The organism is Binatus sp. (SeqCode) (assembly GCF_050013435.1).
Taxonomy (GTDB): Bacteria; Desulfobacterota; Binatia; order Binatales; family Binataceae; genus Binatus.
In genome coordinates this window covers 1-17428 of sequence record NZ_JBEKFG010000031.1, presented here as the reverse complement: position 1 = coordinate 17428, position 17428 = coordinate 1, and the positions used below count along the sequence as shown (strand labels likewise).

At 61.1% G+C, this 17428-nt stretch carries 18 protein-coding genes; 9 read left to right on the top strand and 9 right to left on the bottom strand.

The features are described from left to right. Nucleotides 1-19 precede the first annotated feature (19 nt). The 4 genes from ABSB13_RS08195 to ABSB13_RS08180 all read right to left on the bottom strand — a co-directional run bounded on the left by ABSB13_RS08195 (nucleotide 20) and on the right by ABSB13_RS08180 (nucleotide 3297). Complete coding sequence (locus ABSB13_RS08195; protein ID WP_428107311.1) at nucleotides 20-322, bottom strand: helix-turn-helix domain-containing protein; 303 nt, start codon at nucleotides 320-322, stop codon at nucleotides 20-22. Between the two features lie 96 nt (nucleotides 323-418). Continuing rightward, entirely contained in the window at nucleotides 419-733 is a 315-nt protein-coding gene (locus tag ABSB13_RS08190) for a hypothetical protein (protein WP_428107310.1), read from the bottom strand. 12 nt (nucleotides 734-745) lie between these two features. Further along, the gene (locus ABSB13_RS08185) at nucleotides 746-2077 is read right to left on the bottom strand and encodes a B12-binding domain-containing radical SAM protein (protein ID WP_424673764.1); all 1332 of its coding nucleotides are present in this window, start codon (nucleotides 2075-2077) and stop codon (nucleotides 746-748) included. Nucleotides 2078-2112: 35 nt separating this feature from the next. After that, nucleotides 2113-3297, bottom strand: a complete 1185-nt coding sequence (locus ABSB13_RS08180; protein WP_428107308.1) for a CDP-alcohol phosphatidyltransferase family protein — start codon at nucleotides 3295-3297, stop codon at nucleotides 2113-2115. 250 nt (nucleotides 3298-3547) lie between these two features. On the opposite strand from ABSB13_RS08180, the gene ABSB13_RS08175 reads away from it, so the two are divergent. The 5 genes from ABSB13_RS08175 to ABSB13_RS08155 are packed head-to-tail and all read left to right on the top strand — an operon-like array spanning nucleotide 3548 to nucleotide 7735. Then, nucleotides 3548-4294 carry an HAD family hydrolase gene (locus ABSB13_RS08175; RefSeq protein WP_428107306.1) on the top strand — a complete coding sequence of 249 codons (747 nt, stop codon included), beginning with the start codon at nucleotides 3548-3550 and terminating at the stop codon, nucleotides 4292-4294. Beyond that, nucleotides 4288-5019 (top strand): NTP transferase domain-containing protein, encoded by a 732-nt coding sequence (locus ABSB13_RS08170; RefSeq protein ID WP_428107305.1) that lies wholly within the window; start codon nucleotides 4288-4290, stop codon nucleotides 5017-5019. Before ABSB13_RS08175 ends, ABSB13_RS08170 begins: the two co-directional genes overlap by 7 nt. Further along, nucleotides 5016-5837 (top strand): hypothetical protein, encoded by an 822-nt coding sequence (locus ABSB13_RS08165; RefSeq protein ID WP_428107303.1) that lies wholly within the window; start codon nucleotides 5016-5018, stop codon nucleotides 5835-5837. Before ABSB13_RS08170 ends, ABSB13_RS08165 begins: the two co-directional genes overlap by 4 nt. A 45-nt stretch (nucleotides 5838-5882) precedes the next feature. Then, nucleotides 5883-7244 (top strand): aspartate aminotransferase family protein, encoded by a 1362-nt coding sequence (locus tag ABSB13_RS08160; RefSeq protein WP_428107301.1) that lies wholly within the window; start codon nucleotides 5883-5885, stop codon nucleotides 7242-7244. Between the two features lie 14 nt (nucleotides 7245-7258). Next, nucleotides 7259-7735, top strand: coding sequence for an HAD-IIIA family hydrolase (locus ABSB13_RS08155; RefSeq protein WP_428107300.1), 477 nt, complete (start codon nucleotides 7259-7261; stop codon nucleotides 7733-7735). Nucleotides 7736-7993: 258 nt separating this feature from the next. Here ABSB13_RS08155 and ABSB13_RS08150 read toward each other — a convergent pair whose 3' ends face one another. Further along, a complete protein-coding gene (locus ABSB13_RS08150) occupies nucleotides 7994-8950 on the bottom strand; it encodes an amidohydrolase family protein (protein ID WP_428107299.1) in 957 nt (318 codons plus the stop codon). 89 nt (nucleotides 8951-9039) lie between these two features. Further along, complete coding sequence (locus ABSB13_RS08145) at nucleotides 9040-10350, bottom strand: DUF1329 domain-containing protein (protein WP_428107297.1); 1311 nt, start codon at nucleotides 10348-10350, stop codon at nucleotides 9040-9042. A gap of 444 nt (nucleotides 10351-10794) precedes the next feature. On the opposite strand from ABSB13_RS08145, the gene groES reads away from it, so the two are divergent. The 3 genes from groES (at nucleotide 10795) to ABSB13_RS08130 (ending at nucleotide 13649) form a co-directional block, all read left to right on the top strand. Beyond that, nucleotides 10795-11082: a co-chaperone GroES gene (gene groES / locus ABSB13_RS08140; protein ID WP_428107295.1), complete on the top strand. Its 288-nt coding sequence runs from the start codon at nucleotides 10795-10797 to the stop codon at nucleotides 11080-11082. A 75-nt stretch (nucleotides 11083-11157) separates the two neighbouring features. Further along, nucleotides 11158-12795, top strand: coding sequence for a chaperonin GroEL (gene groL, locus ABSB13_RS08135; RefSeq protein ID WP_428107293.1), 1638 nt, complete (start codon nucleotides 11158-11160; stop codon nucleotides 12793-12795). A 437-nt stretch (nucleotides 12796-13232) separates the two neighbouring features. Then, entirely contained in the window at nucleotides 13233-13649 is a 417-nt protein-coding gene (locus ABSB13_RS08130; protein WP_428107292.1) for a response regulator, read from the top strand. A 15-nt stretch (nucleotides 13650-13664) separates the two neighbouring features. Here the strand turns inward: ABSB13_RS08130 and ABSB13_RS08125 are convergent, their stop codons facing one another. Further along, on the bottom strand, nucleotides 13665-14432 hold the full coding sequence (locus ABSB13_RS08125; protein WP_428107291.1) for a metallophosphoesterase family protein: 768 nt from the start codon (nucleotides 14430-14432) through the stop codon (nucleotides 13665-13667). Between the two features lie 158 nt (nucleotides 14433-14590). On the opposite strand from ABSB13_RS08125, the gene aroF reads away from it, so the two are divergent. Continuing rightward, nucleotides 14591-15610 carry a 3-deoxy-7-phosphoheptulonate synthase gene (gene aroF, locus ABSB13_RS08120; protein WP_428107289.1) on the top strand — a complete coding sequence of 340 codons (1020 nt, stop codon included), beginning with the start codon at nucleotides 14591-14593 and terminating at the stop codon, nucleotides 15608-15610. A gap of 2 nt (nucleotides 15611-15612) precedes the next feature. On the opposite strand, the gene ABSB13_RS08115 is transcribed toward aroF, so the two are convergent. Together ABSB13_RS08115 and ABSB13_RS08110 are read right to left on the bottom strand one after the other, a co-directional pair. After that, nucleotides 15613-16113 carry a GNAT family N-acetyltransferase gene (locus ABSB13_RS08115; protein ID WP_428107288.1) on the bottom strand — a complete coding sequence of 167 codons (501 nt, stop codon included), beginning with the start codon at nucleotides 16111-16113 and terminating at the stop codon, nucleotides 15613-15615. Beyond that, nucleotides 16110-16562 carry a toxin-antitoxin system YwqK family antitoxin gene (locus ABSB13_RS08110; RefSeq protein WP_428107287.1) on the bottom strand — a complete coding sequence of 151 codons (453 nt, stop codon included), beginning with the start codon at nucleotides 16560-16562 and terminating at the stop codon, nucleotides 16110-16112. The genes ABSB13_RS08115 and ABSB13_RS08110 overlap by 4 nt, the downstream gene beginning before the upstream one ends. Between the last annotated feature and the right edge of the window lie 866 nt (nucleotides 16563-17428).

Here is a 17428-nt window from a genome sequence, read left to right as displayed (position 1 = left end):
AGAATCAGGAGGCCGTTGGTTATGCCACTGCCACTGCCCGATCGCGCCGGGATTTCGGCCGAACTTTGATCTCGACCCTTTGGTCAAGTGCCGCTAGAAACCGCATGATTCGCTCAAGCGAAAATCCGTCGAGACGCCCTCTGAGCAGTGCAGATATTTTAGGCTGAGTTACGCGGAGGATCTGCGCAGCTTCGACCTGGCTGCGTCCTCGCTTCTTGATAATCGCGGAGATTTTGAAAACCAGGTCGGCTTTTGCCTGAAGCACGTCGGCGTCCGCTAGTCCGAGATCGTGGAACACATTGCCGCTGCCTCTGGTCAGCATCCGCAAAATATCCCAGAATTGGGATGAGGCGTCAAGCTCCGTGCCGGCTTCGTCTCAAGGGAATGAGCGAAACCTATTGAATGCGAACAATCCCAGTCAGGACATCAGGAGAATCAGGAGGCCGCCGGTTACGATGAAGCCGCCGCCCAGCAGGATTCGGTCGTCGGGAATCTGCCTGAAAAAAATGAACGAGATAACCTGCGACACTACGAAGAAGACCGCGATGTAGATTCCCATCAGCCGATTGAAATCGAGACCGCTCAGATTGACCAGCACTCCGTAAGCGAAAAGCACGAGTCCGCCCGCCGCGAGCCAGTAGACCGGGCCGCGAAGTCCTACCCGCACGAGCGCGTCTCCGCCCACCTCGAGCGCCGCCGCAAGCACCAGGATTGCGAGAGTCTTTAGGATCAAATCCGGGCTGGCCTAATAATAGTCAACCGGGTCGATCTGCCGCTTCGCGCCCCAGTAGAAAAGCATGTTCTCAGTGAGTCCCTGCCAGGTGAACTTTCCCGGCGGCATCAGCAGCCGCTTGAACATCGACTTGAGCGAGTAGAACTCCTTGGTGCATCGCCACACGCCTTCTTCGACTTCCTGCGGCGACATGTTCTTGGGCACGAACATGCAGCGGAAGTTGTTGGTGTAGAGGTCGGCGTCGGGGATGATCACGCGGCCCTCGTCCTCGAGCTGCGTGCGCATCGGGGTACCCACGCGCGGCGTGACGGTGTTGAAGAAGGCCTCGGGCGCCTTGACCTCGTGCAGGAACTTGAGCGTGTCGTCGAAAATTCCCGGATGGTCCTCTTCCAGCCCGAACAGGAAGTTGAGCGAATAGTAAATCCCGTATCTTTCGAGCTTCTTGAGCAGTTTCTTGTAATGGCCCGCGTGATTCTGAATCTTGTTCATCGACAGCAGGCTGTCCTGGCTGATCGATTCGACCCCGATGTTGACGTGGAAGACGCCGGCCTTGGCCGCCAGCTCCAGCAACTCATCGTCGTGATTCGAGTTGATCGTCCATAGGCACGAGAAGCGGATGTTGAGCGGCTCGAGCGCCTTGAAAAGCTCGCGCGCGAACTTGTGCTTGCCGGTGATCTGATCGTCGATGAACTGAAAGCGCTTGAAGCCGGTAATCTTGACGACCTGCTTTATCTCCTCGACGATGTCCTCGATCGGCCGGGTCCGATACGCGCCGTCGTAGAACACCGGAATCTCGCAGAACGAGCATCGATAAGGGCATCCGCGGCTTGCCTGCACCGGCACCGCCTTGAACAGATAGCGATTGAGCTTGAGCAGCTCGTGGCGCGGGCGCGGCAGGTTCTTCAGATCGTGCAGCTTGTCGGCCTTGTAAATCGGTTTGAGTTTGCCGTCGCGCCAATCCTGCAGCAGTTCGGGCCATACCAGGTCGGCCTCGCCCTTTACGACCGCGTCGCAATGCTGGAGCGCCTCTTCGGTCTGCAGCGTCGCATGGAATCCGCCGAACACGACCGGGATGCCGCGCTTGCGGAACTCGTCGCCGAGCTGGTACGCGCGCAGCGACGCGCCGATCGTGGTCGTCATGCCGACCAGGTCCCATCCGCCGTCGAAATTGATTTCCTCGAGACGCTCGTCGCATAGCGTTACGTCGTAATCGTCGGGCGTCAGTCCCGCCATCAGCGGAATCATCAGCCCCATGATCAGCCGCCAGCGGGTCTTATGCGGGGTGCCGTCGAGATGGACGGTAGTGGGTTGCACCAACAGAATTCGAGGCTTCTTTCCGTTCATACTTCCTCTGCCTGCGCAGGGTTTGATCCGCCTTGCTACAGGCTTTCAGATTTCATTGACGATTCGGTCCGGCCGGTAATCCATATCAGCGCCAGGGCAAACACGTAACTGCCGAAGGCAGTGCCCCAAGCGAAGTACTCTAGCCGATTGGCGATTGCCAACACTACTACCAGGTAGGCGAAATCGCGCCCGCTCCATCGATCGACTTTGTCCAGCCACGCCGCCGCCTGTGCGCCTTTTATTTTGAAGGCGCGCCAGGTCGCATAAGCGCACATTACAAATCCGCCGAGCAGGATCGGAATCAGGTACAGGTAAGCGCGGCTGTGATCCACCCGGTAGCATCCGACGAGCAAGCCGATGAACACGCCGACGTGCACTATATTGTCGGTGAGTACATCGAGTTTGCCGCCGAACTCGCTCTCGACCATTTTAAGCCGCGCCAATTCGCCATCGACGCCATCGATCGTGATCGAGATCAAAAAGAAAATTGCCGCGAACAGCCGCATCCAGTAATTCGGAACCGAGAACATCCAGGCGCAGGTCAGGCCGAACGCCGTGTTGGCGACGGTGACCATGTTGGGCGTGACGCGGGTTTGCGCGAGCCAGTAGCTGATTCGCCACGAAATCCGGCGGTCAACCCATCGCGCCATCGGCGCGTCTTTGTGTGCGGATTCCTCGCGAATCGATTTCGCCAGCCGCAGTTCCGCTTCTTCGCGATCCTCGGGCCGCCCGTTCAGCGCGAATGGCAGCAGACTCGCAGCCGGCGCCGCGAGCCGCGCCGAAATTCCCCCGCGCTTAAGGATCTCGCCGATCGGACCGGTCGCGATTTCGCCGCCACGGTCGCGATCGGTGCTGAATTCCCGATGTACCGATCGCGGATCGGAGGCGTGGGCGCCGAGGATCCGGGCCAGCTGCGACTTCGCAAATACCAGGTTTCCCGAAAAGGACACGCACGGCGATGACGGGTCGATGGCCAATCCGTCCGCATCCCGATGATTCAGAATCTCACTGAACGATTCGACCATCGAGACCGAGTCGCTGCCTTTGAACCGGCCCATTGCGCGAGCGACGTCCGGATACAGCTCGCGTGGCGCCGCCACGACAAACCGTTTGATCCCGGCGCGTTCGCAATTGATCATCAGCCGCTCTAACAGCGGGCGGCCGAAGACCGCGTTATTGGCGCGATCGGGTGCAGCGATTAGAGCAGTCTCAATCAGCAACGTCTTGTTTGAACCCGGTTTTCCCCGTCTTCTGTAATGGCGTCACGGTAACACAGCCGTAATGTGAGCGAAAGTAACTCCGCTACTAACTTCGATCCCTGAGTATGAGTTTGACCCCTCTAGTGAACTTATTTCATCAGTGTTCTGAAGCATATCGTCTATCGAGACCGCGCTGCTTTCCGATCGCCGCAAACTTTTAACCGGAATCGAACTAGAGGCCGCCTACCGGGGCTGATAGACTGACCGATTCATGGCCACGATTACCTCTCTGCTATTCGATTTTGGCGGCACGCTCGACGGGCCCGCGCATTGGCTCGATCGATTTCTCTCAAGCTACCGCGCCGCCGGAATCGAAATTTCGCGCACCGAACTCGACCTGGCGTTCGAGCACGCAACGCGAATCGGGTACGGCGCGACCAGGATCGTGGCGCGCTTCGGGATGACGGACCTGGTGCGATTCCTGGTCGGCCATCAATTCGAATTCCTCCGAAAAAGCGGACCGGACCCGCTTGCCGCGCTACTTAACGACTCTGGCGCCGCGGGACTTCATCGCTACGTCGAGCGCGTCACGAACTCTTTCGTCCGCGAGACGTCTGCCGGACTGGCGCATAGCCGCGACGTCCTTGGCATGCTCGAGGGCCGCTTCAAAATGGGCGTCGTTTCGAACTTCTATGGAAATCTCGATGGCATCCTGGCGGAAGCGAAGCTGGATCGATTCTTCGACGCGGTTGCCGATTCGTCGCGAGTTGGAATTTTCAAGCCCGAGGCGGGCATCTTCGAAGTCGCGCTGAAAAAAATGCGTTGCGCGCCCGAATCGACCGCGATGATCGGCGATTCGCTGGCCAAGGATTGCGCACCCGCACACAAACTCGGAATGCGGACCGTCTGGCTGCGCACCGACCCGCAATCGCAATGCGGCAACGGTGCCGGCGGGCGGGACACGGCAGCCGACCTCACGATCCGCTCAATCGACGAAGTTGCGCAAATTCAATGGTGAAGGGATTGCAAGGAGCGATTATCGCCGCCGGCCGCGGCGAGCGGCTGCGCAACTCGACGCGCGACGATATTCCCAAGCCGCTGGTCAAGCTGGGCGGTGAGGCGATGCTTTTGCGCCAGGCGCGCGCGCTGATCGCGGCGGGCGCGTCCTCGGTGGTTGCGGTGATCAACTCCGAGACGGCACGGGTTGCGCGCGAAAACGAAATGGCGCTCGAGATGCCGGCGTCGATCAGGCTCGTCGTTCGCGACACCGCCAACTCGATGGAAACGATGCTGGCGCTGGGCGAGGTGGTGGAACCGGGATGGTTCATCGCGGCGACCGTGGACGCCGTAATTCCGCAGGCGGAATTGGCGCGTTTTGTTAATGAGTCGCGCAGAAAAATTGAGGATTGCCGCGAGAAAAAATTCGCAGGCGTATTGGCCGTCACGCGATGGCGCGGCGAGGCCAGGCCGCTTTTCGCCGAGGTATCGGAAAATGGCTTGATCCTGCGGCTCGGCAACGGACAAACTTCCATGGTGACGGCAGGACTCTATTTCCTGTCGACCCGAGTTTTTGATTACGCCGCTGACGCGCGCCGCGCGGGACTCGACGCGCTGCGGCGCTTCCTTGCGCTGATAATTGAGCGTGGGATGCAACTGGATGCGATCGAGATCGAAGGATCGATCGACGTCGATGAAGCGTCGGACCTTGACGCCGCGCGCGTCGCGATACGGAAGATGCCATGAGCTATCGAGCTTTGGGAATTTATCGGGAACCCGAATTCTCACCGGGCAAGGTCGAGGCTGACGCCGCGATTCTTGACGCGACCTTGCTGGAACTGGAGCGCGAAGGCGTCGAGATTCAGGCGATGGATGCGGTCAGCTTTGCGATGGCCACGCCGATCCGCGCCGACGTCGTACTGCCGATGTGCCAGGGTGCGCGCGCGCTCAAGCGTCTGGCCGAAGTCGAGCAGGCGGGAGCGATCGCGATCAACTCCGCGCTCTCGATTCGCAACTGCTACCGCGATCTGCTTGCGCCGGGGCTGGAGCGGGCCGGAGTGCCGACCCCGCCGGGCGCGTTGGTGGAGGCCGACGAGCCGCTTGATGCGCGCAAGCTTGCCGGGCTGGATTTGTCGGCGGGCGTATTCGTCAAGCGCGGCGACCTGCATGCGCTCGCCCCTGAAGATGTGCAGCGGGCGGCCGATCGCGCCGAGGTCGAATCGATTCTCGCCGATTTCGTACGGCGCGGAATCCGCTTCGCCTACCTGCAGCAGGAAGTCGTGGGCCGGGTCGTCAAATTTTACGGCGTCAGTGGAGTTTCCTATTTCACCGCCCATCCCGAAGACGAGGAAGTCGCCGAAGCGGCTCTGCGCGCGCTGTCGGAAGCGGCTTTGGCGGCAGCCGCCGCGCTTGGGCTCGAGGCATGGGGCGGAGACGCGGTCTTGAGTGGCGATCGTTTTGCGATTATCGACTTTAATGACTGGCCCAGCTATAGCCGGGTGCGCCGACCTGCCGCTCGCGCGATCGCACGGCGCGCGATGAGCCTGCTTGGCCGCTCGCGCTAGACGCGGCAAGAAATTCAAACAAGGAATCGGACTGCGACCATTCTGATGACAACCACTGACGGAAAACTTCCATCAATCAAGACCTCGGTTCCAGGCCCCAAATCGAAGGAGATCTTCGACACCGAACAAAAGTATATCGCGCCGGGGCGCCAGCGGATTTCGCTGCTGGTCGGCATCGCGTTCGATCACGGCGAAGGCGCGACGCTCACCGACGCCGACGGCAACACCTTCGTGGATTTCTTCGCCGGCGTCGGGGTCGCGAGCCTCGGCCATGCGCATCCCGCACTGGCGCAAGCGCTGGCGCGCCAGGCGTCGCGCCTGATGGTCGGCACGTTCGCGACCAAAGAGCGCGCGGCGGCGTTCAAGCTGCTGGCCGAAGTCGCGCCCGCGGGACTCCGTCGCGCACATCTATATAGCGGCGGCGCAGAGGCGGTCGAAGCCGCGCTTCGGCTGGCGCGTTCGGCGACCGGCAAGCACGAAGTCGTGAGTTTCTGGGGCGGCTTCCACGGCAAGTCCGGCGGCGTGATCGGACTTATCGGCGACGAATCGAAGCAAGGCTACGGACCGCTGCAGGGCGGCCAATATACCGTGCCGTACGCGGACTGCTATCGATGCCCGTTCAAGCTGAAGCATCCCGAGTGCGGGCTTTACTGCGTCGATTTCGCGCGTCAGCAAATCAAGATGAGTTCCGGCGGCGCGCTCGCCGCGATCGTCGCGGAGCCGATGCAGGGCACCGCGGGCAACGTGATCCCGCCCGACGACTGGATGCCGGCGGTCAAATCGGTGGCCAAGGACTTCGGCGCGCTGCTGATCGCCGACGAGATGATCACCGGCTTCGGACGGACCGGAAAATGGTGGGGCGTCGAGCACAGCGGCGTTCGCCCGGATATCGTCACCGTCGGCAAGGGGATGGGCTGCGGATATCCGGTTTCGGGCGTCCTGCTAAGCGACGAACTGGGCAAGGCGGAGCCGTTCTCAAAGCCGAGCGCGTCGTCGTCGAGCTACGGCGGAAATCCGCTCGCGGCGGTGGCGGTGGCGGAGACGATTGGCGCGATTCAGAAACAGCACCTGGTCGAGAACTCGCGCAAGGTTGGCGCGATGATGCTGTCGCGGCTGGTGCAACTCAAGGAAAAGTACCAGTTCATCGGCGACGTCCGCGGCAGGGGATTGATGATTGGCGTCGAGCTGGTCCGCGATCTCGAGACCAAGGAACTGCTCGGCAAAAAAGTCACCGAGCTGATATTCGCCGAATGCCTCAAGCGCGGGCTGGTGATCATGGGCTACTTTCCCAAGATTCGAATCAATCCCGCGCTGGTTATTACCGAGGCGCAAGCCGAGGCCGGCATCGCGATCCTCGACGAGGTGTTCGCGCACGTTCGCGACCACGTCGATTGGCGCCACGCGTAAGCGAGTTTGTTTCGATGGCCAATCCCAATGGCAACGCGGCGCTGTTTTTCGATCTCGGTGGCACGCTGGTCAGGCTCAACGACACGCGCGAGATTCCGCTCGACGCAAACGGTGAGGTAGTAGTCGAACTGCTTCCCGGCGTGGCTGAAAAGCTTCGCCCGATACACGACCATCTGATGTTTGTCGTGACCAACCAGGCGGGAATCAGGCGCGGCCGGCTCACCGCGGAAAAAATGGAGGCCGCGCTCACCAGGCTCGACCATCAGCTCGGCGACATCCTGACCGCGTGGCAAATCTGTCCGCATACCGACGACGACAAGTGCACATGCCGCAAGCCCAAGGGCGGAATGATCACGGAGCTTGCCGACCTGTACGGCGTGGATTTGGCATCGTCGACGATGGTGGGCGATCAGGAAGTCGATAGGCTGGCGGGCGAGGCGGCAGGCGTCGCCAGGTTCGTCGCGGCGAAGGACTTCTTCGGCCAGGGGTGACCCCTGCACCGCAGGGCTGACCCCTGCACCCAGTGCTAAGAGCAGGGGTGCGGGAGTTCGTCCCTCCTAGACGTTTTTTAGTGTCATCCTGTTTTGTGTCATCCTGAGCGAAGCGAAGGAACCCGGATCCGGGATTCTTCCCCTTCGGCAGCACTCAGGGCTTCGGCTCAATCACAGCAGCTTTTGCTCAGAATGATACATGGAGAAGATACGGGCTGGCGGCCATCGCGGGCCCCATGGTGCGCACTGGGGCGAGCGTTACTCGGCAGCAGGACCGCCCTTTAGCGATGAGGTCACTTCGTCGGCGCTGAGACCAAGCAACGCGGCAGCGTTCTTCCAAAGCCATTTTTCCTTTACCGTCGGCTTGAGCGGCAGCGCGTCAAATTCGCCCAGCAACTCGGTCGGGCTGCGGCCGATCAGAAACGCACCGGTGCCGTAAAGGACCTTGTCCGCAATGGTGCTCTGGCCGTATTGCAGTAGCGGCTCCCATCCCGCGCCGGGGGTCAGGAAGTACTTCGGCCGATGAGCTGCCAGTTCGAGATAGACGTTGGGATGTTTCCACGCCAGCAGACACGCCTCCAGCACCCACGGATAGCCGCCGTGGCTCAGGATCAACTTGAGCTCCGGGAGGTCGCACGCGACCACATCAAAGTGGCGGGGATGGCCCAGGTCGCTTGGCCGGCTGGTGGTCCAGTTGGCGGAGGCGTGGATGCTCAGCGGAATCCCAAGCTCGACGCATTTCTCGTAGAACGGATAGTAGTGCCGGTCCTCCGCGGGCAATCCGATCATGAACGGGCGCAGACTAAGGCCGCGAAAGCCGCGCTCGCGCACCCAATGCTCGAGCTCGCGCAGTGCCTGTGAGCCGCGCATTATGTCGATCCCGGCGAAGGGGATGAAACGAGTCGGATGGCGTTGGGCCAGCGCTGCGACGCATTCGTTGGTGACAAAGGTCTTCCCGGCGGTCGAGGCCTCGTCGAAGCCGGTGATCAGCGCGCGCGCGATGTTTGCCGCATCGAGCTCAGCGAGAATCTGGGCGTCGTCGCGGGCCATTTGAGGCGCCGCGGCCCGGTAGGCATCGAGATCAGGCTCGCGCTTTTGGAAGACTCGCAAATAACCGAGCTGCGCCTGGGGAAAGTTGTTCCCCACGTGCGTCATGATTTCGCGGGTCGGAACCACCGGGGCCCACATGTCGATGACGGGAATCTTTGGCGCCATGGGAACACCTCGTGGCTAATGCGCCGCGGGGCCGGCGCATTCCTGCACCGGCCCCGCGGCAATCGTGTCGGTTAGCGATGGCGCAGAAATCAGTGCGCCGCCTTCACCATCGCGTCGGTGGTGAAGAAGCTCTTGTCCACCGCGCCCATGTTGATGTACCAGCACTCGCGCTCGGGCGTGTCGCGGCCCGGCAGATAGCACATCGAAGCCATCCCCGACTGCAAGTCAGTCGAGCACGCGCCCACCACGAACGAGCGCTTGAACGGATAAATCGCGACCTTTGCATCCGGCACCGGACGGTCGCGAGTGGTCAGCCAGTAGATGTGGTTGCGGAACAGTTGGTTCGAATGGTCGTAGGTGTCGATATACGGCTCGAACCACATTTCGCCGTCGACGTACACCACGGTCTTCGAATCGATCGCGTTGATCTTTCCGGGCCTTGGCACCGCCTGCACCACGTACATGTGGCGAGACTCCCATGCCTCCGGGCACGCGCTGGTGCCGCCGTCGGTGGTGCATCGGATCTCGGGCGAATGCTCGGCGTTTGCGACCGCGAGCATGTTTTTCTCGCCCAGGTACTTGTAGTCATACTGCTCGGTCTTGGGATTGAAGCCTGCGTAATGGTCCGGATCCCAGGTAGTCGCCGAGCTGCCATTGGTGGTGGTCGCCGAGCTCATCTGAGCCTCGTTGAGGCGTCTCACGCGCCGCGTGTTCTTGGCCCAATCCCAGACGTCGTCGCCGCGGTTGGGGTCGTTATAACGGAAGCGGATGAAGCCAGTGCCGCGAATCTCCTGCGGCGACAGGATCGGATAGAGGGCGAACAGCCAGAGGCGGCCGGTCACCTTGAAATCGGGGTCGGTCGGGACCGGCTCGACTTCGGTGCGGCCCACCAGGTCGTAACCCGCGTAATGGCCGATCTCAAAGTTCTCGATCTGGCGCGACTGCGCGCCAGTTTGTTCGTAGGACGTCTCGCAGTCGTAAAAGCGCAGGTCGTAGTCATCGCTCGTGATCGGGCGAAAGACGTTGTTCCAGATGATCTTCTCGGCGACCTGCGGGTCGTTCGGATCGATCAGCGGGAAAGGCTGGCCGGCGACGTAGCCGATCAAGCTCCGATGGTCCTTGGAAAGGAGTACCTGCGAGGAATATTTCTCGGTCGCATCCTGGTACGGCGGTGGCCAATCGACGCGCTGGGACGCTACGATCTTCATGGTCATCCCGTGCTGGACTTTGTAGTAAACGCCCGGCGACACGAGTTCTTTGACCTGCACCGCGTTGCCGGGGGTTATGAAATCACCCGGCTTCACCTGTGCGGAAACGGCCGACACGCCGAACATGAGTGCGAGCGCAAACGCTGTGACGGTCGCGGCGAGCTGCGTCACTCTGTGGGGAAGTCTGATCATTGCCGTACCTCCGATTTGGTCTGTGCGCCAGGGGGGCGCTATAAGCCAATCTGATAACTCGCTCGCACAGGTTGTGCCAGCGCTAATCCCTCGAAATTTCGAAGAGTCATCATTAGAAATCGTAACCTATCTGGTGCACTCTGATACACGGTGCTTCCATTTGCGTCATCTCGGCGGCGCCGATTGCTCTAGGGCAGAGCCAAATGAGAACCTTGATGGCGGGGATTTTGGCGGCTGTTTCGTTGCGCGCTTGCGGGTATCCACGCACCGTCCACAAGTTTGTGCACAGGCCTTGCATTTTTTGCGTATCCGGCTAAACTGCGGTTAGCACTCAGGCATCGCGAGTGCCAATTGACAAACCCCGGACAGTAATTAACTTTCCGACGGCTGGAATCGTCCAGCCAAGTAACACTTATCGCAAGCTAAGGAGGCTGCTGGTCCCCAATGAAAATCAAGCCACTGGGCGATCGAATTCTCGTCAAGCGTATCAAGGAAGAGGAGCGGACCAAGGGTGGAATAATCATCCCGGACACCGCCAAGGAAAAGCCCCAGGAGGGCAAGGTTGTCGCCGTCGGCAAGGGCAAATATGGCGACGACGGCAAGCTGATCCCCATTGAGGTCAAGGCGGGGGACAAGATCCTGTTCGGCAAATACTCGGGCAGCGAGTTCAAGCACGAGGGCGAAGATCTGCTGATCCTGCGCGAGGACGACATCCTGGGAATCATCGAGTAGGCATTTCGGCCTGCTCGCAAGCGAATCCCATTCTGATCCGATGAAACCTTCAATCATAGGAGAGGCAAAAGAACCATGCCTGCAAAGATAGTTCGTTTCGGACAAGAATCGCGCGAGAAGATCCTCAAAGGGGTCAATGTTCTCGCCGATGCTGTCACCGTGACGCTCGGTCCCAAGGGCCGAAACGTCGTGTTGGAGAAGAGCTTCGGCGCTCCGACCGTGACCAAGGACGGGGTAACAGTCGCCAAGGAGATCGAGCTCGAAGACAAGTTCGAGAATATGGGCGCGCAGATGGTCAAAGAGGTCGCGTCGAAGACCTCCGACGTCGCCGGCGACGGCACCACCACGGCCACCGTGCTGGCCCGCCAGATCTTCACCGAGGGCATCAAGATGGTCGCCGCGGGGCACGATCCGATGTCGCTCAAACGCGGAATCAACCGCGCGGTCGAGGCGATCACCGCCGAGCTCAAGAACCTGTCCAAGCCGACCAAGGATCGCAAGGAAATCGCGCAGGTCGGCACCATCTCGGCCAACAACGACTCGACCATCGGCGACATCATTGCCGAGGCGATGGAGAAAGTCGGCAAGGAAGGCGTCATCACGGTTGAAGAGGCGCGCGGACTGGAGACCCAGCTCGAAGTGGTCGAGGGGATGCAGTTCGACCGCGGCTACCTGTCGCCGTACTTCGTGACCGATCCGGAGCGGATGGAAGCGAAGCTCGACGACGTGTTCATCCTAATCCACGAGAAGAAGATCTCTTCGATGAAGGATTTGCTCCCGATCCTCGAGACGATCGCCAAGAGCGGCAAGCCATTCCTGATTATCGCGGAGGATATCGAAGGCGAAGCGCTGGCGACGCTGGTGGTGAACAAGATTCGCGGCACGCTGTCGTGCGTTGCGGTCAAGGCGCCCGGCTTCGGCGATCGGCGCAAGGCGATGCTCGAAGACATCGCGATCCTGACCGGCGGGCGCGCCATTTCCGAGGAGCTCGGGCTCAAGCTCGAGAACATCACGCTGACCGACCTCGGCCGCGCCAAGCGCCTGGTCGTGGACAAGGACAACTGCACGATCATCGACGGCGCGGGCAAGAAGGCCGACATCGAGGGCCGTATCAAGCAGATTCGCGCGCAGATCGAAGAGACCACCTCGGACTACGATCGCGAGAAGCTGCAGGAACGGCTGGCCAAGCTGGTCGGCGGAGTGGCCGTGATCCGGGTCGGCGCCGCGACCGAAGTCGAGATGAAGGAAAAGAAGGCCCGCGTCGAGGATGCGCTGCATGCAACCCGTGCCGCAGTCGAAGAGGGCGTGGTCCCGGGCGGCGGCGTCGCGTTGATTCGTGCCTCGAGCGTGCTCGACAACATGCGCGCCAGTGAGGCCGAAAAAGTCGGCATCGCGATCATCAAGAAGGCCATCGAAGGACCGGCCTGGTGGATCGCATCCAACGCGGGATGGGAAGGCTCGGTCGTAGTCGATAAGATCAAGAACAACAAGGGGCCGTTTGGATTCAACGCGGCCAGCGAGGAGTTCGAAGATCTGATGAAGGCTGGAATCATCGACCCGACCAAGGTCGTTCGCAGCGCGCTGCAGAATGCGGCGTCGGTAGCGAGCCTGCTACTGACGACCGAGTGCATGGTCGCGGAGAAGCCCGACGAAAAGGGAGGGGGCGGAAGCGGCGGAATGCCCGGCGGAATGCCTCCGGGCGGCATGATGTAATCGAGAAGTCAGTTGCGCGCGCCAGGTCACTGCCTGGCGACGTGAGTAACATCAGCGGCGGTGCCATCGAGGCTCCGCCGCTGTTTTTCTGGCAGCGGAGAGCCCCTGCACCGGGAGACCGGTCAGCTCCAAAACGCTATAAGCCGATGCGTAAACATTCTAAACGAGTCTTGACTGGTGTCACTGCGATGCAACAAATGGCTCGCATGCAACGATAATCACGGATTCCAATCGCCGTCTGGGCGGGCTGGATAGTGCCCAAATACTCAATGAACTGGCCCGGATTGGCCGCGGTCAGTCGTTAACAAATCGGGGATTAGCGTTGGTTCGAATCTGACATTGTCTTGGCCCCGAGCTTGCTAAATGGTTAGCCCGGGCGCTGCTGTCAGCGCCTTGGGAATTGGGCTGGCGCAGTGCTTGCCCAGGAGGAGCCGCCGATGGCAGTCCGAGCGCTCATTGCGCATAGTTTGGGAACCACGCGTGACATCATGCGTAGTCATCTCGAATGCGGAGGATGTCAGGTGGTTGCGGAAACCGAGACGGTCGCGCAGACCATCGACATTTTTCGCACCACGCGTCCAGATGTGATCGCGCTCGACGCCGGGTTGCGCAGTGCGCGCGGGCTCGATGCGTTAACGCTGTTCAGGACGATTCGCCGCGAGTCGCCAGCGACGTCGATCATGATCGTTGGCGCGCCGCGGTCAGCTGAGGCCCAGCGAATCTTTATGCGCGAGGGCGCGCTCGAATGCATTCCCGGGCCGGTCGACGTGCCCGGACTGAAGCGGGTGTGGCGCCGGCTCTCGGATGTTTATCCCGAGCTCAAACGCACCAGCCAGACCGCCTACCGGACCTGATTCGCCAGCCCACCGTCAGTCCGATTTTCGCACCATCAAGCGTTCGATCGAGACGGGCTGGCCGGGCACGCAATTGACCCACAGCACCCATCCGGAATTCTCGCTCGAGTAGAGCGGCGCCGGCGTTCCGCAATAAAAGGCGCGCGTCGCGCCCTGGGACACGTCGCCTAAGACGTGCACGTGGCCGAGCGCCACGTAGTCGTAGCGCGACCGCTCGATTTCCGCCGGCGTGATCGGCGACGATCGTTCAGTCTCGCCTTCCTCCATGAAAAATCCGTGCGCCAGCGCGATGTTCCAGAGTCCTTCCTCCCGCTCGGGCACGCCGCCGAGCGGCCGGTAGTCAGGTGTATGTTCGACCAGCGCGCGGCCCCATACGCGAGCCGCAAGCTCGGGGAAATCGATTGCTCTGCCCTCGGGCTCGAGAATCAGGTGCAGGTTTTCCGGGATCGCGCCGGGCGCGAGGCCCGCGTAAATCGATCGCTCGTCGTGCGCGTCATGATTGCCGGGAATCATCACGACCGGCATCCGGGCGCGTCCGATCGTTTCCATCGCGAAGCCGAGACCTTCTTCGCTGACGCGCGCCGAATCGAACAGATCGCCGACTATCAGCAGCAGGTCGGCGTCGCGGTCGTTGGCGATGTCGATGACCCGGGCAAATGCGCTGCGCACTATGTCGCGCAACTGGGCGCCGCGCGCGCCTGAGCCGAACGTATCGCTTTCCAGATGAACGTCGGAAGTGTGAACGATCCTCAGTGGATGATGGGGATGCGGCTTAGCTGGCAAAACTGCTTCCTTCGATGCGCCGATCGGATTGCGGGCGCTCGGTTCCGGTCGATGATAACATGCTGTAGAGTCAGAGTTATCAGGGGTCGAGCGGCCATTCCATCGCTCGAACGCAAAGGCCGCGAGGCGCACCAGCATATCGCAGGGGGTCATCTCACTTGATCGTCGTAATGAAATCGCATGCCACCGAAACCGAAATTCAGGCGGTTGTCAGGATGGTCGAGGATCTCGACTACAACGCGCACATCATCCGCGGCGTAGAGCGCACGGTGGTCGCATGCGTGGGCGACGAGCGTGGCGAGAAGCATCAGCTGACGCATCTGGAATCGGTAGCCGGGGTGGAGCGCGTGATGCCGGTGGTGCGGTCGTTCAAGCTGGCGTCGCGCGAGGTGCGGCCCGAAGGCTCGCGAATCAAGGTCGGCAACGCAGAAATCGGAGGCAAGCGAATCACGGTGATCGCGGGACCGTGCGCGATCGAGAGCGAGGCGCAAATCGAAGCCGCGGCCGACGCGGTCAAGGCAGCGGGCGCTCATGCAATCCGCGGGGGAGCGTTCAAGCCGCGGACGTCGCCGTACTCGTTCCAGGGGATGGAAGACGAGGGGCTGGTGTTGCTCGAACGCGCCGGGCGGCGGGTCGGATTGCCGGTGGTGACCGAAATTATGGATCCGCACGATATCGACCTGGTCGCCGAGCATTCCGACATGCTGCAAGTCGGGGCGCGCAACGCGCAGAATTTCTCGCTGCTGCGCCGGCTGGGAAGAATCAAGAAGCCGGTGCTGCTCAAGCGCGGCATGTCGATGAAGCTCGAAGAGTTCATGATGGCGGCGGAATATATTCTGTCGGAGGGCAATCCCAACGTGGTGCTGTGCGAGCGCGGGATCCGCACCTTCGAGACCGCGACGCGCAACACGCTCGATCTCAACGCCGTGCCGCTGCTCAAGGAATGGACGCATCTGCCGGTGATTGTCGATCCGAGTCACGGGACGGGAATCTACTCGCTGGTGGCGCCGATGGCTCTGGCTGCGATCGCGGCGGGCGCCGACGGATTGCTGATCGAGGTGCATCCCAAGCCCGAGAGCGCGCTGTCCGACGGCCCGCAGCAGTTGAAGCCGTCGCGGTTTGCCGACTTGATGAAGGCGCTGGGGCCGCTGGCCGAGGCGGTGGGAAGAACGCTCTAGGCTCACAGGCGTTTGTGCCAGAACTCCACCGGGACGCGCTCCGCGCCATCGACTACTTCCTCGAAACCGACTTTGCGATAGAGTCCGCGCGCGACGCGATTGTCCTCGCGCACTTCGAGGGTGATCCGGCAACAATTCAGTTCGTGCGCCTTGGCTTCGATTCGCTCGAGCAGCATCCGTCCGATCCCGACACCGCGCACGGCTGAATCGACGAAGATATCGTGGATATTGATCAATGGCCGCGCGTTGAAGGTCGAAAATCCCAGGAAACAGATCGAGAAGCCGACCGGCGAGCCGTCGCGCCAGGCTATCAATACGTAGCACGCCGGATGCGCGCGCAGACCCGGTACCAGATCGCGCTTGCTTTGCTCTGACAGAGGCTGGCCGCCCTCCATCGGATCGCGCATGAACGCGTCGAGCATCGTGACCAGCGCCTGCTGATGCTCGGCGCGCGACAGGTCCGCATCGGTGATCGTCACGTTTGTCGCCCGGTCGGCCGTCATGAGATTTTCTTGTCGTCCTTGTAGATTTCCTCCCAATTCTTGAAGCCTTGCGGGTCCCATCGCTTCCACACGCCCTCGCGCTTGCCGTTCTTGTACATTCCGGTCGCGGATATTTTGCCGTTGGTGTACCAACCGACGTGCTCGCCGTCCTGCACGCCGTCCTTGTAGTGATCGATCGACGCCTTCTGTCCGTTGTCGAACCACTGGGTCCATTCGCCGCTCTGCTTTCCGTCGTGGTATTCGCCCTGGAGCATCTTGGACCCATCGTCCCGATAGATTGCGAACGGTCCCTCCTTGACGTCATTGCCGTTGACGGTCTTCACGCACGCGGTCTCGGAGCCGTTGGGCGGCGGTTCGCCGATCGGCCGGGTTCCGGGCGGGCAGGGCGGTGCGGTTTTGCAGGCGGCGAGGGTCGTGGCGAGCATTATGAGTGCGATTTTGGCGTTCATTTTGAGGGTCAGGTTGGGCTCGAAAAGGGCGATTTATACCATATGTTGTGGTTCAGCGATGGGCATACCACCATGGCTAGCTTTGTTCCGTCAAAAGTAATATTTCGTGCGACGGGGGTTCGCCTGACGATTGCGGACGAGTGAGGTCGGCTTGCATGAACGGCATCCACAGCAATTATTTAGCACGTTGAGAGAGAAATGATCAGGCTGAGAAGTTCAGCCGTTACGACGGCATGAGGGAAGAATCACCTGCGCGGTGGGCGGCAGGGCTCAGCCCTGCACCCAGTGTTAAGAAGACGCGAAAATCTGCGCAGCGCATCTTTTCGCGACTACGCGCTGGGCAGGGCTGAGCCCCTGCACCCAGTATTAAGGCCGCGCTCCGTTGTCGCGCGCTGCCCCTACCTTGGGGAGAGCTTTGGGTAACTAACGCCGGGCGCCGGAGCGCCCGTCGAGATTCTTCCCCTTCGGCAGCACTCAGGGCTTCGGCTCAATCACAGCGGCCTTCGCTCAGAATGACAGAGAAGGAAGGAACGCAGGATCCGGGATTCTTCGCTGCGCAGACTCCGCTCTAGAATGACAGAAAGACTCGGAACAAAAACTAGTTTGATCCGGTCGAGCGTGGGACCTGATGTGCGGCGCACCAGACAATTGCGCCGCACAGGTGTCCCTGACCCTCCTTTTGTCTGATTCCCCCTTTCCGCCCCGGAAAGGGGGCCAGGGGGATAGGACGGCGGCGCGCGCCGATGATTTTTTCTTCTGCTTTCCCTTGGGGTTGCCCCGAATGCGTGGACACTCGGGTTAGGCGGCCACAGGTTCATGATGACGTTGCTCGAATTCAGTAGGGCACAGGTAGCCGAGGGCTGAGT

Coding starts and splice junctions, on each gene's coding strand:
- ABSB13_RS08195 (WP_428107311.1), bottom strand. CDS start 322: ATGCTGACCAGAGGCAGCGGCAATGTGTTCCACGATCTCGGACTAGCG.
- ABSB13_RS08185 (WP_424673764.1), bottom strand. CDS start 2,077: ATGAACGGAAAGAAGCCTCGAATTCTGTTGGTGCAACCCACTACCGTC.
- ABSB13_RS08175 (WP_428107306.1), top strand. CDS start 3,548: ATGGCCACGATTACCTCTCTGCTATTCGATTTTGGCGGCACGCTCGAC.
- ABSB13_RS08170 (WP_428107305.1), top strand. CDS start 4,288: ATGGTGAAGGGATTGCAAGGAGCGATTATCGCCGCCGGCCGCGGCGAG.
- ABSB13_RS08165 (WP_428107303.1), top strand. CDS start 5,016: ATGAGCTATCGAGCTTTGGGAATTTATCGGGAACCCGAATTCTCACCG.
- ABSB13_RS08160 (WP_428107301.1), top strand. CDS start 5,883: ATGACAACCACTGACGGAAAACTTCCATCAATCAAGACCTCGGTTCCA.
- ABSB13_RS08155 (WP_428107300.1), top strand. CDS start 7,259: ATGGCCAATCCCAATGGCAACGCGGCGCTGTTTTTCGATCTCGGTGGC.
- ABSB13_RS08150 (WP_428107299.1), bottom strand. CDS start 8,950: ATGGCGCCAAAGATTCCCGTCATCGACATGTGGGCCCCGGTGGTTCCG.
- ABSB13_RS08145 (WP_428107297.1), bottom strand. CDS start 10,350: ATGATCAGACTTCCCCACAGAGTGACGCAGCTCGCCGCGACCGTCACA.
- groES (WP_428107295.1), top strand. CDS start 10,795: ATGAAAATCAAGCCACTGGGCGATCGAATTCTCGTCAAGCGTATCAAG.
- groL (WP_428107293.1), top strand. CDS start 11,158: ATGCCTGCAAAGATAGTTCGTTTCGGACAAGAATCGCGCGAGAAGATC.
- ABSB13_RS08130 (WP_428107292.1), top strand. CDS start 13,233: ATGGCAGTCCGAGCGCTCATTGCGCATAGTTTGGGAACCACGCGTGAC.
- ABSB13_RS08115 (WP_428107288.1), bottom strand. CDS start 16,113: ATGACGGCCGACCGGGCGACAAACGTGACGATCACCGATGCGGACCTG.
- ABSB13_RS08110 (WP_428107287.1), bottom strand. CDS start 16,562: ATGAACGCCAAAATCGCACTCATAATGCTCGCCACGACCCTCGCCGCC.